The 17,331-nt window shown below is 44.7% G+C and carries 11 protein-coding genes; 2 read left to right on the top strand and 9 right to left on the bottom strand.

Translation table 11 applies throughout. From position 1 onward, the window contains the following. Positions 1–323, top strand: a 323-nt coding sequence (locus DYD21_RS21345; protein WP_209388457.1) for a hypothetical protein, incomplete at its 5' end; no start/stop codon positions are given. A 148-nt stretch (positions 324–471) separates the two neighbouring features. Here the strand turns inward: DYD21_RS21345 and DYD21_RS20405 are convergent. The 9 genes from DYD21_RS20405 to DYD21_RS20360 form a co-directional block, all read right to left on the bottom strand. Continuing rightward, positions 472–1,029, bottom strand: coding sequence for a hypothetical protein (locus DYD21_RS20405; protein ID WP_116038876.1), 558 nt, complete (start codon positions 1,027–1,029; stop codon positions 472–474). Positions 1,030–1,431: 402 nt separating this feature from the next. After that, positions 1,432–2,127 (bottom strand): hypothetical protein, encoded by a 696-nt coding sequence (locus DYD21_RS20400; protein WP_116038875.1) that lies wholly within the window; start codon positions 2,125–2,127, stop codon positions 1,432–1,434. A 1,874-nt stretch (positions 2,128–4,001) separates the two neighbouring features. Further along, positions 4,002–5,063 carry a sugar-transfer associated ATP-grasp domain-containing protein gene (locus tag DYD21_RS20395; protein ID WP_147303665.1) on the bottom strand — a complete coding sequence of 354 codons (1,062 nt, stop codon included), beginning with the start codon at positions 5,061–5,063 and terminating at the stop codon, positions 4,002–4,004. A gap of 914 nt (positions 5,064–5,977) precedes the next feature. Continuing rightward, positions 5,978–7,087, bottom strand: coding sequence for a sugar-transfer associated ATP-grasp domain-containing protein (locus DYD21_RS20390; protein WP_116038873.1), 1,110 nt, complete (start codon positions 7,085–7,087; stop codon positions 5,978–5,980). 2,168 nt (positions 7,088–9,255) lie between these two features. Beyond that, positions 9,256–10,365: a sugar-transfer associated ATP-grasp domain-containing protein gene (locus DYD21_RS20380; protein WP_158607387.1), complete on the bottom strand. Its 1,110-nt coding sequence runs from the start codon at positions 10,363–10,365 to the stop codon at positions 9,256–9,258. Then, on the bottom strand, positions 10,365–11,504 hold the full coding sequence (locus DYD21_RS20375; RefSeq protein WP_116038870.1) for a hypothetical protein: 1,140 nt from the start codon (positions 11,502–11,504) through the stop codon (positions 10,365–10,367). The genes DYD21_RS20380 and DYD21_RS20375 overlap by 1 nt, the downstream gene beginning before the upstream one ends. Continuing rightward, positions 11,501–12,538, bottom strand: a complete 1,038-nt coding sequence (locus DYD21_RS20370; RefSeq protein WP_116038869.1) for a RimK family alpha-L-glutamate ligase — start codon at positions 12,536–12,538, stop codon at positions 11,501–11,503. The genes DYD21_RS20375 and DYD21_RS20370 overlap by 4 nt, the downstream gene beginning before the upstream one ends. 2,895 nt (positions 12,539–15,433) lie before the next feature. Next, positions 15,434–15,889: a DUF3368 domain-containing protein gene (locus DYD21_RS20365; RefSeq protein WP_116038868.1), complete on the bottom strand. Its 456-nt coding sequence runs from the start codon at positions 15,887–15,889 to the stop codon at positions 15,434–15,436. Further along, positions 15,867–16,109, bottom strand: coding sequence for a UPF0175 family protein (locus DYD21_RS20360; protein ID WP_116038867.1), 243 nt, complete (start codon positions 16,107–16,109; stop codon positions 15,867–15,869). Before DYD21_RS20360 ends, DYD21_RS20365 begins: the two co-directional genes overlap by 23 nt. 471 nt (positions 16,110–16,580) lie before the next feature. Here DYD21_RS20360 and DYD21_RS20355 point away from each other — a divergent pair, with 471 nt between their 5' ends. Next, entirely contained in the window at positions 16,581–16,826 is a 246-nt protein-coding gene (locus tag DYD21_RS20355) for a hypothetical protein (protein ID WP_116038866.1), read from the top strand. The last annotated feature ends 505 nt before the right edge of the window (positions 16,827–17,331 follow it).

Genomic DNA, 17,331 nt, shown 5'->3' with positions numbered 1-17,331 from the left:
TAGGTGACGGCAATCCGAAACAAACCATCGGGCGGGATATTGCGAAGGTTTGTAACCTCATCCGATGGTTGGTCACAGGGATTAAATCAACGATTATCCCTTTGAAGAATTTTACCTGGCAAAAGGAGATGTCTCCAATGCAAAACGGAAAAGGACCGGTGTTTCGGTCCCTGAAAAAATCGGGACAGGCAGATGACAGATGTCATTTGGGGGGCAGGAGGGGCGCAAGCTATCTAAAGATCGAGCAAGTTTTACGGTTGCGCCGCGTGATGGACGTATTGCTTCGGAGAAAAAGCTCCTGCACGCAATTGATACTTCAATGATGGTTCAATGATTGCATCCTTTTATGAAGAGTTTGAATGAACCGATTGTCGTTGTAAAGTAAAATAAGAATATATTTTATTGATCATCTAACCGTAAAAGCAGGTAGTTGATGTATATTTGTGCTGGGTGATGTCCTTTTATAAAGTGTCAGAAATAGGATTTCTTTGCCAGATGGCATTTTTCATGAACCCCTTTTACCCTTACGGGCACCGGGCTAATTTTCAGGATTCGGGCAATGAAAAAACGATGATCAGCGGCATTGGCTTTGTGGATTTCTCCATTTTTTCCGATAGTAACTAAACCAATACTTTCCCCTGATCTGTATCCTTCTGTGTGAAGAGATTCTATCAGGGGGTTTAGATACTGCTCGAAGAATAGATTTAACTCCTGATGACATTTCATCTTTCTGTGCTTGTGTATTGCAACTCCTTTATTATTAAGTTGATTTGTCAACGTTTTATACCACATCGAATGTGAATAGTGATCGCAGGTAAGGTAATCTTTGACTTTTTTGTATTTTTTAAGACGTTCAATTGGTATCGGTTGCCGATAATATGCGGAGGGTATGTGATAATAATCATGTTTTAGAAACGGTATTTTGGCCCCAATCCGGTCAAGATAGGGCCTGTTGAAGGGCCATCTAAGATTATTTACTCCTACATATTGTGTCACATCACGAGGATTTACTTGAATCACTTTCACCATCTATGCCTTTTTTAATTGAAATTGTAAGGACACCGACCTGCATTCAGTAACAGTTCTTTTGATCGATTGTGTGTGGGCATTATTTCAACTATTTGCTGTTGAGGATTCACCCCGATGTGTTGGGACCAGAAATGCACTGGCTCCGCGAACGTTGACGGGGGCAAAGATTAAAGATTTTAGAGTGGATCTAAAAAGTTCCAGGCCATGTATAGAATCGAATTTTTTTTGCATCGCCAGTATTTTTTAAAATCTCACCCAATCGACCACCCTCTCAACAGATTGAAGTTAAGAGTTTATGAACGATATCTGAGCCATGCGTCCCCCTTCCCTCTTATTCATTTTTGCCCGCTCTTCTAACCCAGGGATCCCTTACTGGGAAAAACGAACTAAAATGAGATAGTTCTACAAAGTTGCAGGCATATTAACGGCATAAATACCAGATGCTGAAATGGGCCGGAAATCTTCCGGATCACCCTTTACCAGCCTTCTTTTTGCAGGCAACATATCAATAGCGTTCTCGTGAACGATACTCAGTATGGCCGGTATACGTTCGATCCCAACCTGCTGGGCTACGGCAAGCCTGTGTTTTCCTCCGGCAAGCCTCACAAAGTCGCCGTTTGAATCCAGTCCTACAATGATTTCGTGTTCCGGGAACTCTATATCTCCTAAAAAAGATGTCTGGTCCATTTTCCCCAGCTGATACTGAGACAGATATCCAGTGTTCGGCAGAATATTCATCAGCCATTTCAGCTTTTTGGTAATGCGTAATGCCTCTTTTTCTGAGATACGACCCTGATTTACTTTCTTGTAGATAGCGGTATGGTGATAGGGTTCATTGTTTAAAATATCTGAGACCGCACGGTAGAAAGAGTGATTCTTAAACGGACGTTTGGCATAATTCCAGAGACCGCTACAAACGCCGGTATAGGCATCTTCTCCGGTGAGAGAATCAGAGCTTTCCGGGATCAGGGTGATATGTTTAATCCTTTTTGGGTCGATTTCAACAAACCAGACAGAACTGCTATTCTCCTGTTGGTGAAATAACAGAGACTCAACAAATGCACTCTTACCTATTTTTTTGCATGCTGATCGAATCACAAGTGTAGTATTGTGTTTTTTCGGAATGTATTGTAGGAACGGAACAGTAAACTATAAATTAACAATTTCTTAACATACAGTTAACATAAATGTAATAAAGCAGGGGCAAACAGGCAGATGAGGATTTATTAATAATTGTTTGATTGGCAGGGTGTGGGCTTTGGTTATTCCAGGCGCAAACGAATAGACCTTGCTTGTGCGGAGTGTTGAACTGTTGAGTATTCCGCCCCGATGGGTCGGGACCAGAAATGCACTGGCTGCGCGAAATGTTGAGGGGGGTAGAGATTAAAGATTGTAGATTTTAAGGTGGATCAAAGATTTTCCGATAAACCATTAGGCTTAGCAAGAGGAGATGTCTCCGCTGTACACCGGAAAAGCACGGGTGTTTCGGTCATGACAGCTCATTTTGGTGGCCAGACGCGGCGCCAGGCAGCCAAAGTTCGAACAGGGTTTTTGGTTGCGCCGCGTGATGAACGTTGAGGGGAAGCTCTCAATTAGCATGTTTTGCGTGCTTTCAAACAGGTTTTTAATTGCTCAGCCGATTGATGTCGTCCTATACTAAAAACGTACCAAATAACCCGCGGATGCGGGTGAATCACATAGTAACCCCACGTTTCAACGTGGGGTCTTTGACGGGCAAGCAACAAGAACCATCGGGCGGGATCTAACGAAGGGGAGTAACACTATCCGATGGCTGGCTACCCGAGTTAAATCAACGTTTTTCTTTTAAAGATTGATACTTAGCAAAATGACACCCTTCATTTACTCACTCACCCTCTCAGCATAGAGATACGTGCTTAAACGATATCAGATTAGCGCCACGCCTTTCCCCCTGTTCATTTTTGCTCGTCCAAAAACGAACCAAAAAGGACGCAAACGATCAGAACTCGCTTGTGCGGATTATAATCTGAGCGCTGAAGTAATTTAGATACCACACTTCGCTCAAACAATGCTCGTTTGATCGGTGGGTGACTTGCCTTTTGTCAGATAGTGAGGATTCTTCGTCTCTTAATATTATGTCTCAATATTTTATCCATTATATAGCTGGGACTTAAATCAATAAAATACTCCGTAAAACCCGCGGATGCGGGTGAATCATATAATAACCCCACGTTTTAACGTGGGGGTTAGAAACGGCCATCCAAAACAAACCATCGGGCGGGATCTTGCGAAAGGGAGAAACACTATCCGATGGTTGTCCAGGGCATCCTGTCAACGGTTTCCCTTTTGAAGAATCGGACTTTGCAACAGGAGATGTCTCCGCTTCACACCGGAAAAGCACCGGTGTTTCGGTCGAAATGACAGGTATCATTTGTGGATAAGCGCGGCGCCAAGTGCCCAAAGTTCGAACAGAGTTCAGGAGTGCACCGCGTGTTGAAGGTTGAGAGAGGGCAGAGATTATAGATTGGAGATAATAGATTTTCAAATTGTGACGCTATAAACCGATGCTGTCAGAATACGGAGAAGTACCATAATGCAGACAGGTCTTTTTCACTTCTTCCTTTTCACTTTTCATACCCTCGAAGACTCTGTCAGGAGCTCACTCCGTTCGCACTCTTGCAGGTCTTGAACATCAACCTGACAGCCGAAGGTAACTCCCCGGCAATACAGTTAACGGTTGAGGTCTATGATTTTAAAACAGATTGCTAATTTTCAAATTGTGACGCTATAAACCGATGCTGTCAGAATACGGAGAAACACCGTATTGCAGACAGGTCTTTTTCACTTTTGCCTTTTCACTTTTCATTCCCTCTAAGACTCTGCCAGGAGCTCACTCCGTTCGCACTCTTGCAGGTCTTATTCTTACTCACTCTCTCCATCTCTTATTACAAAAACCTTTCCCTGTTCACAATTTTGCCAAAAAATGGAATACTTTATCCAGCTGCCAAACTATCAAACTCATCTCCCCAAAGCGGGCCGATGAGGGCTTCATTTACCCACATATCGGGGCGGCGGGCATTCCATTCGATCATTTTTGGCTGACCCGTTTCATCAATATACAGGTCCCATGCGATAAAACGGATGTAGGGAAACGTCAGGTGAGCCTCTTTGCAGTGCTGAATAGCGATAGACATCGATGGGACAATCAGGTTTTTATATGGGTACTTGGTATCGGGATGTTCCGATCCGCGATCGAGGCCGAGGTCATCCCGGGCATTTGAGACCACGTGCCCGTCATCATTCAAAAAAACAAACAAGCCGCTGCTATTTACAACTCTGTCTTTGCTCACGCCAAACCGGATTGTCCGGTGTTTTACCTCTATAGCTCCATCGGGCATAAGATATGTTGTAATCCGGAGAGTACTAACCGACTCCCTGTGTAGTTCTGCGAGGGAGGTATGCTGGCGGACCGAAGGCTGAACCAGGTAGTCATAACCCGGTTTGAAATCGTTATCCGTAACCTCATTTGAGTGTTTAAAGAGGATACCCTTTCCGCTGGGCGCTTTGTCCCGCTTGATCACGATTTCCCGGCCCAGGTTCCGGATGTACCTGAGAGGATCTTCATTCTCAATTTTTCGCATATCTCCGAGGAACCATGAGCCTGAAATTCTAAGGGCCAGCGGTTCAATGGCAAACCCCTGGAAAAGGCGGTGATCGTATGTTTTTACGGTGCTTAGTACAGCTCCGGGGTCCCGGTTTATAGAGGGAAGAAACTGAAAAGCGTAGTGGTCATCAGGAAGCCACCCCGGTATATATTCACCACGGAGTTCGGCGTAGAGCGCAATCCAGGGCCAGTGTCCGTCATCCCCGAAACGTTCTTTCATTTCCGATTTCATTGAGGTGATCATATCAGACGTCACCCTGGAGCCGCCATTCTCTTTGATTACCGCATCCCTGAAATTTTTGGCTTGTTTACGGGAGTTGGAATAGTTTCGCCAACGGGTAAATGCGCTGTATCCATTCCGGATTAAATTACCTGGATTGCTAAAGATCATATTTATCGAACGGATCAACTATTGTAATTATGGGATTCCGGCATGTTCAGCTGCATCTGCATAGTTTTGTCATGAAATGCCAGTATGGAATGTATCCGAAGAAAACTAAACATGCTGATGATACGCTTTCCCCGGGATTCTTGCGAATTTGAAATATTCGGATGTTGAACAGGCATTAGTGCTGTATTATTATCCTTACCCTCTGTTCATTTTTGCTTGCCTAAAGAACGAACCTCCCAAGGGGATTCCAGCGGTTAAAAAGGGCACAAACGTTGAACTGTTGAGTATTCCGCCCCGATAGGATGGGTCCGGACCAGAAATGCACTAGCTCAACTTCCGCAAAAGGTCAGAATATTGGGTTTATTGAGCTTAAACGATGTAATGTAGTGCTACAATTGAATGATGATTGAGCAAAAGCCCTGAAAGGGCGTCAGCACTAACATAGGGCATCGCCCTATGGTCGAAGTGTCTCTACTTAGGAAAGCCCTGTAAGGGCGCAAGCCTCACCGGGGCCATGGGCAGGACTTCGCCCTTTCAGGGCTTACATGGATTACCCACTGGCGTCACAGGGCGATGCCCTGTGTTAATGATTTAGCCCGCTTTGGGGCTATCTTTATCTGGTCTCATTCATGATTAAGAGTCAATATCGCTTTACCTTTTCATTGAAACTTGCATTCGTAGCAACTACTTCTTCATTTTGCGGAAGTTGAGCTAGCTTCGCGAACGTTGAGGAGCAGGCTCATTTCTAATCTCCAGGTTGATTTATCAAAGTGAACGACCCAAACGATAATCTGGTGCTACGTTTAGACATCTCCCATTCTCTCTGTCATTCATTCACCCACTCTCTCTATCTCTAATTCCCTCCCTCTCAGCAGATAGAAAAGAACTTAAACGAAATCTGAGTCATGCCGTATTCATCGCCCTTTTGCCCAGTGATTGCGTTTGCAATATTCAATGACTTCGCCTGTGAATCGTCCGAAAAAGGGCTTTCCGTTATGTTGGATCGACCGTATGGTATGGCCGGTTGTATTGATTTCGATAACTCTCCACCTGCCGGTGTGATCGTAACAGAGATCGAGACCTACTATCCTCAATAAAAAGAGCTTCCCGGCTACTTTTATGGAAAGTTTTTTCAACTCTTCGAGCCGGGGAAGGGTTCCGGTAAACGGGGTGCCGCTGACCGGGTGTTCCGTAAATTTTTTCATATTCCGGCCAAAGGCAAATCCACACAGTGTGCCATCTTCCTCAATGTATGACGCAATACCTCCCGAGCTAATGTTATCAAGGCCGCCCCCATTTCCCATGCGGGGCATCATGCCTAATATATGAATTCTGTTATCTTTCACAGATTTATAAAGATAGACGCGGACGGTATTCAGAGACTCTTCATAAAATCGGGCCATTTCCGGGTGCTGGCGGATTTTCTTCTGTACAACGATATTCTTGCGATTTCGAATGATTTTACGAAGTTCACCGGCACTTTCCACAAACCGAATCCCTTTTCCTCCATATGAATCTTTGTTAGGCTTCACGACAACCGGGTAAGTGAAATTTGCGCACTTCATCAAAGCATCTTTAAAGGAGAGGGTGGAGTATGTGTGATCCAGAATCTCTCCGCTGATCACATGAAGCAGATCATCCGGGAAAATTCCAGCCGAAAACCACCGGTTATAAAAACTTTTATGTGCCTGGAAGTGGGCTTCCGGGTAACGATTGAGTGAAGGTTCGATATCCGCCCTGAAAATCTCTTCGGGAATCATTTTTGGATCTGCATTGCCGGAAAATGAAGAGCAAAATTTTAATGTGTCGTCACTGAAATCCCGGTTGAAAGGTTCCCAGATGTCACGATGCTTTTTTTGAATATCGGGCGGCAGTGGCTGGTTTAGATGGGGATGAGTTTTAAAAAGATGCTGATATTTTTCCCCCCACCGTTTTCCAGCCGCGCGCCTAAGTGATATGTAATAGGCCAGTTTTTTAAATATGTCCCTGACCGGCTGCTGACTTTGTAAGATAGAGGTTATCATTAATCAGGTTTCGGTTATTGGTTATAAGATCTCTTTTTTACTGGGCATTTTTCAACACATTCCTATTCTATATATCCGGCTCGGGATACAGATCCTTTCTTCAGCGTTAGATGACGATCCGCATGGTTCTGTTTTGATTTAATTTAAACGATTAAAGAATAGTTCAAAGCTTAAGTTTTAGAAGTTTTACTGGATAATCATACTAATACATTGGTGATATCTTCGAATCAATCAATCCAGGACTCTTGCTTTACGTAACGTTGAACTGTTGAGGATTCACTTCGTGAATGTTGAGTGTTCGCTACGATGGATTGGGACCAGAAATGCACTGGCTGCGTGAATGTTGAGTGTCCGCCGCGCGAACGTTAAGGGGAAACACTCAATAGTATGAATAGCGTGCTTTCAAACAGGTTTTTACTTGCTCAGCCCATAGATCTCGTACCTATGCTAAAACAAGTTCTACAGGAATTCTTGTGGGTAAATTTTGTCGGCGAAAGAAATCCCCTCTTGAGAGGGGCATGTAAAGACAAATATCCGCCGGTGGCGGAGGATTTGTCAAACGAGGGGTGTGTCCCGGAATGCCAGATTAAGTAACAAGATGAACCAAATAGCGAACACACCCCTCGTCAGTCAACAAATCACGACAAGTCGTGTTTTTGACTAACTTTTCCCCTCTCAAGAGGGGATTCCGTTGCTACTACTTTTGATTGACCCACATGAATTCCTGTAGAACCCTAAAACATATCAAATAACCCGCGGATGCGGGTGGATCATATAGTAACCCCACATTTCAACGTGGGGTAGATGACGGCAATCCGAAACAAAGCATCGGGCAGGATCTAACGAAGGGGAGTAACACTATCCGATGGTTAGTCATAGGGATTAAATCAACGATTACCCTTTTGAGGAATCGTACTTGGCAAGGAAATGTCTCCGCTGCAAACCGGAAAAGCACCCGTGTTTGATCCTTCGAATGGAGAAAACTGGTGCTGGTGCTTTAACAAATATATATCATGTATCACCACCTTTCCCCTTGTTCATTTTTGCTCGTCCAAAAACGAACCAAAAAAGACGCAAACGAATAGAACTCACTTGAGCGGATTTGGCTTGATTCGTTGATACACTGCCGATCCCGCTCTGCGCTCAAACAATATTCGTTTGATCGGTTGGTTTTTAAGTCGTTGATAGTTGGTGAAAATGATGCTATACATACCCGCGGATGCGGGTGGAGCATATAGTAACCCCACATTGAAATGTGGGGGTTAGTACGGCAAAGCAAAACAAACCATTGGGCGGGATCTTACGAAGGTTTGTAACCTGATCCGATGGTTAGTGAAAGGGATTAAATCAACGATTATCCCTTTAAAGGATCGTATTTAGCAACAGGAGATGTCTCCGCTGCACACCGGAAAAGCACCGGTGTTTCGGTCGACATGACAGGTGGGGCTGGGGCGCATGCGCGGCGCCAGATATCCAAAGATCGAACAGGATTCAGGGTTGCGCCGCGTGATGAATGTGGAGTGTTTGCCCCGGTGTGTTGGGATCAGAAATGCACTGGTTGCTCGAACGTATAGGGAGTAGAAATGTCTTGATTTGTTTATAATTGGTGAAAATGCCCAATAACCCGCGGATGCGGGTGAAATGTGAATAGCCCCACGTTTTAACGTGGGGTCGAAGGCGTTGCATAAGAAATAACCATCGGGCGAAATTTTGTGAAAGACTTGAAATAAAATCCGATGGTCGCCTACAAAATTAAATCAACGATTGCCCTTTTAAGGATCGTTTTTAGCAACAGGAGATGTCTCCGCTTCACACCGGAAAAGCACCGGTGTTTCGGTCGACATGACAGGCGGGGTTGGGGCGCATGCGCGGCGCCAGATATCCAAAGATCGAACAGGATTTACGGTTGCGCCGCGTGTTGAATGTTGAGAGGGGAAGAGATTAAAGATTGGAGATAATAGATTTTCAAATTGTCAGGCTTTAAACCGATGCTGTCAGAATACGGTAGAAGCACCGTAATGCACACAGGTCTTTTTCACTTCTGCCTTTTCACTTTTCATTCCCTCCAAGACTCAGCCAGGAGCTCACTCCGTTCGCACTCTTGCAGGTCTTGTTTTCACTCACCCACTCACTCTTTCTCTCACTCACCCAATCTCTTTCATTCCAACTCACTCCGGGAGTGTCCAGTGTGAATTTTTGCAGTAGTTCAGAACTTCTTCCGTATACTCTCCGAAAAAGGGGAGGCCGGCGTATTGCGAGAACCGGATGCTGTGTCCCCGGGTGTTAACTTCCACGGCTCTCCAGCGGCCTGTTTCATCATAGCAAAGGTCGAGTCCAACTACTCTCAGCAGGAAAAGTTTTTGAGCGATTTCAACCGATAACTCTTTGAGCTGTTCAAAATCAGGAATCTGTCCCGTAAACGGCAGTCCTGTTACCGGGTGATTTGTATGTTTTCCGCCATAAAGATCGAGTGCGTATCCGTGCAGGTATCCATTCTGGTTGATGAGTGAGACCAGCCCGCCGGCCGTTACGTTGTCCACCGGGGTGTTATTACCGGTACGCAGTACAGCATGTAAAAGATGGACTTTGTTATCCGTAACAGATCGGTAGAGATAGACACGTACCGTATTCAGGCTCGGCGGATGGTACCTGGAGAGTTCCGGGTGCTGAGGGATTTTTTCCTGGATTACGGCATCCTGTGAGCTGCGGACCAGGGACAGAAGTTCTTCAGGGGCCTGCACAAATTGTATATTATTTCCGCCCCAGGTCTCCTGGTTTGGCTTCATGACAACGGGGTACTCGAAGTTTTGAATGAACGTTGAAATTTCATCAGCGGAAACTGTGTGATATTCGTTATCGAGCAGTTCACCTTTGACGATATGGAGCAGATCTTTCGGGAAAATTCCACTATTGAACCAGCGGTTGTAGAAACTTTTATGTCCCAGGTAGTGAGCTTCCGGATGCCGGTTCAGGGTCGGTTCAATATCCGTCTGGAAAATCTCTTCGGGTATAATCATCGGATTATCAGTTCCGGATACCGAGCGAGAGATCTGAAGTGTGGCGTCACTGAAGTTTTTGTAAAACGGTTCCCATAACTCTCTGTGCGCGTGCCGGGTCTTGTTGTCCAGTGGTTTACGGTACTCAGGATGCTGCTCAAACACCGTGTTGTGCCTCCGTTTCCATACAATTTTTGCACCTCTTCTCCGGGAAAGATAGAGCATCAGCTGCTTCAGTTTCTCCTTCAGAGGAGAATTTTTAGAGAATATTGTTTTTACCATCAGGTATCTTTTTCGATCCGTTTTCCCAGCTCTGCCGAGGTGATAAATTCTGTTTCCGGCCATCTTTTCTGAACTGCGGTGATAAGTTCACGCAGCATGATCAGGTTCCGGTCACGGTTTTCGGGGTCGATGTAACCCACGTAGTTGATCCGGTGTGAGCAAATCACGGCTGGCTTACGGTGAGTAAACGCAGCAGAAATATCGTTCAGGCATTGATCTACAGGGTTACCGGTATTCATTTTAAAGAGTGAAGGCTCAAATACGGCATTTCTGACCAGGCAGTATTGACCCTCTGCAGTTCTGTCCCCGGGTTTACGGGAATGATAGGTAACTGTACCGTCATGCAATGGTTCCTTCATTTTGGATTTTCCCTGCAAATAACGAACGCCTTTATCTGAAACAGCAGGGTTGAAATCAGGGCTCCAGAGATAGTTAGGCGGAATAAAAGTTTCTGAACGGTATCCAAAAAGCTCTTCAAAGAGATCCAGCCCTTCAAGGATAATTTCCAGTTTATGCTGTTTATCTTCCGGATCGGAGTACCTGAGGGATTCCACATATTTGTTGCCGCCTGCAGGATTGCTGCCATGAGGTATGCTGCCCGGTAAACCGTGTTTGAATGCAAACCGCATATCTTTGTCTTCTTTATGTAAGGCGTTCATAAACAGGGAAACATTCAGGTGTTCCCGGCCATGAGACTGCGGAAAGAATATGTTTTGGTCAAGCCCATCGGTCCACAATTTGAAACAGCGGCCGTGTTCAGGGTAGCGGGCCAGCGTGTCGCGGACCGATTCATAGTGATACTCGCGGAATTCCGATTCACGTATTTTATCAAAATCGGGATTGGCCGGAAGCACATTTGCAGTGATAACGGGATGGCGTCCCCGGGAGTCTTTGAAAGAGAGCAAAAGGTCAAACAGAAGCTCCAGATCGGTTTCACTCGCCAGGCTGTCATAGCGTTCATAGGCGATCTGGTCCACCCGGTATCCTGCTTTCAGGCACGTTTCATAAACCTCGCGGGAGGGCATGCGGATACTGCCCCAGTCATCTGACTCAATGACAAGCAGTTTTTTTTGCGTGCTCCAGCCGCCAATGTTTTTAATCCAGGGCGCAACAGACCTCCTGAGTTGTTTAAAATTCATATAGAACCGGCTGTGGTTTGATTCTTCCGGATCTCTTTAAGAACAGAATCCACCATCCACTCCTGTGGATTAAAGGGGCCTTGCACCCAGTTTAACTGCCGGTCCCAGTAACCGGTGCACGGCTGATACACCTCTTTCGAGTATCCGTAACTGATCTCTACTATTTTCGGGTCACCGTTATCATACAGATAGTCGATCGCCAGCGACTGACTTTTTAGTTTTTCCGCTATTTTGAACGACAGACGGACCGTATCCTCATCAAAATTCTCTTTTTCATATTTGATGAATCCGCTGCCGGATGCGCGGAAGTCATTTTCACGAACCATTCGTTTGATGGCAAATGCCCGGTTATGGATGATGACGATTCTTATGTCGGAACGGTTGCCGGGAACGAAATCCTGGAAATAGGCATATCCTTTTTCGTTGCCGGCTACCCTGTCAAACTCTGTTGTATAACCAAATCGGAGTACTCCTTTCAGCACACTTGAGAAGGGAATGAGCCCGGCTTTATATTTTCTCCATCTCTCTTTGAGGTTGGGTGCAGGGTTGTACTGGCTAAACCCTTTTCCAAAGGCTTGTCGAATTAACTTTTTTGCCATACGCTCATCTTCTACAAGCCTGACATGGCTGGATCCGGACCCCCGGCGAAGTTTAAATACTTTTGGATATTCGGTTTTGGAACTCCACTCCAGTGCTTTCTCTTTCTCATAAAAAACATACGAAGGTACAATGGGGGCATCGATCGCCTCAAGCAGATATCGCTGGCCCACTTTATCATCAAAATGCCAGGCGGTGTGGAAATTGGGAAACACCACTTTACCGGCGGTTTCCAGTGAATAAATCAGTTCTTTCGCAAACAGGATATCTTTTGGGCTTGCGTGATGGAAATGCCACATCAGGGCGTCGCAATCCTCCAGTTGTTTCACGATATCGGAATCATAACAGTTCACCCGTTTATACGGAATTCCGCTACGTTCGCAATAATGAATCCAGTCAGGGCTGAAACCCTCTTCTTTATGATGGATTGCGATCATTCGTTATGATTTAATAATAAATTGATGATACGAGATAATATTTGAAACGAGAGATTGGGTGCAATTACAGGTTATTTCCGTATGGACAGTTTTTTGGTATGCGAAAAATACTCAATTATATACTTCGTACGAATTATATTCTTTTATACAATGACCGGTTGCAGGGAGAGGATTAGAGGTGAAAGATGGGAGATTTAAGATTTTAGTGAGAGCCGTTAAAAAGGACTCAAACGTTGAATTGTTGAGTATTCCGCTGCGCGGAATGTTGAGATGGGTCGGGACCAGAAATGCACTGGCTGCGCGAACGTTGAGGGTGGCAGAAATTAATAAGATAGGAGATTGTAGAATTTAGATTGCATCAAAGATTCTCCTATAAACAATTAGGCTTAGCAACAGGAGATGTCTCCGCTGCACACACGGAAAAACACCGGTGTTTCGAACCTTCGAATGGAGAAAACAGGTGCTGGTGCTAGAACAAAAATACATCATGTATCACCATCTTTCACCTTGTTCATTTTTGCTCGTCCAAAAACGAACCAAAAAGGACGCAAACGATCAGAACTCACTTGTGTGGATTATAATCCGAGCGCTGAAAAAACTTAGATACCACACTTCGCTCAGACAATGCTCGTTTGATCGGGGGGGTATGGGTTTTTGATAGATTTTAAAGATTCTGTGTTTCAAAATTATATCACTCATTATTTTCTAAATCTTTTTGTTAGAGCTTTCATCACTCATATGCCCCGAACAACCCGCGGATGCGGGTGAAATGTGAATAGCCCCACGTTTTACCGTGGGGGGGTTAGTGACGGCAAATCAAATCAAACCATCGGGCGGGATCTTACGAAGGGTTCTTAATAATATCCGATGGTTGGTTAAAAGAGTTAAATCAACGATTATCTTTTTAAAAATTGATACTTAACACGAGGAGATGTCTCCGCTCCACACCGGAAATGCACCGGTGTTTCGGTCGACATGACAGATGGGGCTGGGGCGCATGCGCGGCGCCAGGTACCCATATGTCGAACAGTGCTTACGGTTGCGCCGCGTGATGAATGTGGAGTGTTTGGTGCTCGAACGTATAGGGAGTGGAAATGTCTTGATTCGTTGATAATTGGTGAAAATGCCCCAATAACCCGCGGATGCGGGTGAAATGTGAATAGCCCCACGTTTTAACGTGGGGTCGAAGGCGTTGCATAAGAAATAACCATCGGGCGAAATTTTGTGAAAGACTTGAAATAAAATCCGATGGTAGCCTACAAAATTAAATCAACGATTGCCCTTTTAAGAATCGTATTTAGCAATAGGAGATGTCTCCGCTCCACACCGGAAAAGCACCGGTGTTCCGGTCGACATGACAGGTGGGGCTGGGGCGCATGCGCGGCGCCAGGTACCCATATGTCGAACAGAGCTTACGGTTGCGCCGCGTGATGAATGTGGAGTGTTTGGTGCTCGAACGTATAGGGAGTAGAAATGTCTTGATTCGTTGATAATTGGTGAAAATGCCCCAATAACCCGCGGATGCGGGTGAAATGTGAATAGCCCCACGTTTTAACGTGGGGGGTTAGAAACGGCCATTCAAAACAAACCATCGGGCGTGATCTTGCGCAGGGTTATTAATAATATCCGATGGTTGGTTACAGGGATTAAATCAACGATAATTTCTTTGAAGTATCTTACCTGGCAACAGGAGATGTCTCCGCTCCACACCGGAAAAACACCGGTGTTTCGGTCGACATGACAGAGACTGTGGTTAAGAGGCGCGGCGCCAGATGTTTAAAGATCGAACAGGGTGCAGCGTTGCGCCGCGTGATAAATGTTCTGTCTCGAATGAACACTCCCTGTCGACGCTCGGCCTCACTTTTTCCTATCAATGTCGGCCCAAGGATTGAAGCCTCTATTCATAAAAAAGAGTCCGGGGTTTGACCAAGATATCCCCCCCCCCCCCCCTTTTTTTTTCTGCTGTTCATTTTTGCTTGCCCTCTCCAAGTAGGAATTCCTTACGGGGAAAACCAACAAAATCCGTTTACTGAACCTGCTTGTGAGGGCAAATATCTAAACGTTGATGCGGTTAGAATGCTGCCCATCGCTCAAACAATGATCGTTTAATCGGTTGGATGTGAATTATTTAATAGAATGGTTTCGTAGCGGTGCTGCCATACATTCTGTTCATTCTCAGAATGGTGCGCGCCTCGCGTCATTTCGACTAAACGAACGGAGTGAGTGCACGGAGAGATCTCCCCGTTCCTGGAACTGATTTATTTGATGTATAGAAAAAGCTCTTTTTAATACCGAGCTCTTCCTCTTAGATTCGAATAGAGTGAGTGAGAGACTTGAATGATGATTAGAGCCAAACAACACCTTTCCCCCTGTTCATTTTTGCTCGCCCAAAAACGAACAAAAAAAGGGCAAACGAATAGAACTCACTTGAGCGGATTTGGTTCGATTCGTTGAAACCTTGACGATCCCGCTCTGCGCTCAGACAATATTCGTTTGATCGGTTGGTTTTTGAGTCGTTGTTAGATGGTGAAAATGATGCTATACAAACCTGCGGATGCGGGTGAATCAAATAGTAACCCACGTTTTAACGTGGGGGTTAGCGATGGTAATCAGAACAAACCATCGGGCAGAATTTTGCGAAAGTTTCTTAATAGTATCCGATGGTTGTCCACAGGAATAAAATCAACGATTTTCCCTTAGAAGAATGATACTTAGCAACAGGAGATGTCTCCGCTACACACCAGAAAAACACCGATGTTATTCTGAGGTGACGTTGAAAGAGACATTTCCTATTCTCTCTATCTCTCATTCACTACCTCCCACCCCGGGTAGAGGCAAACTCCGCTTAAACCCGGGCGGATCCGTGTACTCGATTATGGTTGCATACGGCTCATTTCAGGACTCATTTACCTTATCTAATACCCGTTCAATTAACTCTTTTGAAATTCGAAAATTAGTTTTCTGGATTTTATCAATAATTGGTTTTAAAGCTTTTATATGACCCTTGTTTTTTGCGGCAATTAACACACCAAGGGATCCGGTTACCTGAATCCCCATTTCTTTTGCTGCTTTTCTCCCTTTGATTTCATCAATGATTAAAAGAGATTCTTCATGCACTGAAGCTAATGATATGCTTGTTGCTTCACCCGCATCCAGGTAACCGGACAATCCTATATGGACATCGGTTTTTAATTGTATAACTTCAATCCAATCCGGCACCGGTTTATTGAACTCTTTTAAAACTCTATCTGTGATATGAAGTTTGCCATAAAGCTTTTTCAGAAGAGCAAACTCTCCGATTTTGTAGAATAGAATAAGGCAGCTTGTGTCAGATACTATGACGCCGGGCATTTTCTATATCTTCGTCAAGATCGTCTGCAGGATAGTTGATCAGAGAAACGTTATAGTCAGCCAGCAGCTCCATGAAGGTTTCTTTCGAATAGCCAGCCAGTTCAGCCGCTTGTCCCAGGGTGAGCTTCCCTCTTTCATACAATTTAGATGCCAATGACATTCTTACCTCTTTATCATCGATATCTGCTGAATTTGGTATGTTTATCGTTAACGTCTTCATATTCTAAATGTAACTAATTTTTCTTTTTAACGATAATCATTGCTTAATGAACTTAATACCTCAGTTCGATTTATAAATATTTTCATTTATACGGTATTAAGTCTTATTTAAATATATCTTCCCCACACTCTTTCAGTAGAAAAATCTGCGCTTAAACGAAATCTGATCCAAACTACATCTTTGCCCTTTGTTCATTTTTGTTCGCCCTCCCCAAGGGATACCTGCGGTGAAAAATGGCGCAAACGAATAGAACTCGATTGAGCGGATTGGGATTGATTCGTTGAAACCTTGACGATCCCGCTCTGCGTTCAGACAATATTCGTTTGATCGGTTGGTTTTTGAGTCGTTGTTAGATGGTGAAATGTGAATAGCCCCACGTTTTAACGTGGGGTCGAAGGCGTTGTATAAGAAAAAACCATCGGGCGAAATTTTGTGAAAGATTCGAAATAAAATCCAATGGTTGCCTATAGAATGAAATCAACGATTACCCTTTTGAAGGATCGTATCTGGCAAAAGGAGATGTCTCCGCTGCACACCGGAAAAACACTGGTGTATCGATTCTTCAAATGGAGAAAACTGGTGCTGGTGCTAGAACAAAAATACATCATGTATCACCACCTTTCGCCTTGTTCATTTTTGCTCGTCCAAAAACGAACCAAAAAGAACGCAAACGATCAGAACTCGCTTGTGTGGATTATTATCCGGGCGCTGAAATAATTTAGATACCACACTTCGCTCAGACAATGCTCGTTTGATCGGGGGTGACTTGCTTTTTGTCAGATAGTTAGGATTTTTCGTCTCATACTGTTATGACTCATTATTTTATCCATCTTTTCGCAGGAACTTAAATCAATAAAATACTCTGTAAAACCCGCGGATGCGGGTGAATCACATAGTAACCCCACGTTTCGCCGAGGGCACCCTTGGCAACGTGGGGTAGATGACGGCAAAGCAAAACAAACCATCGGGCGGGATCTTACGAAGGTTTGTAACCTCATCCGATGGTTGGTGACAGGAGTTAAATCAACGAATTTCTTTTTAAAGATTGATACTTGGCACAAGGAGATGTCTCCGCTTCACACCGGAAAAGCACCGGTGCTCCGGTCGACATGACAGGTTTCGTTTAAGGACAGGCGCGGCGCCAAGTATCTTAAAATCGAACAGAATTTACGGTTGCGCCGCGTGTTGAATGTTGAGAGGGGAAAGAGATTAAAGATTGGTG

Source organism: Rhodohalobacter sp. SW132, from assembly GCF_003390325.1.
In the GTDB taxonomy this organism is placed as follows: Bacteria; Bacteroidota; Rhodothermia; order Balneolales; family Balneolaceae; genus SW132.
The sequence above is the reverse complement of the archived record's forward strand: the minus strand, read 5'-3'. Positions and strand labels throughout refer to the sequence as shown.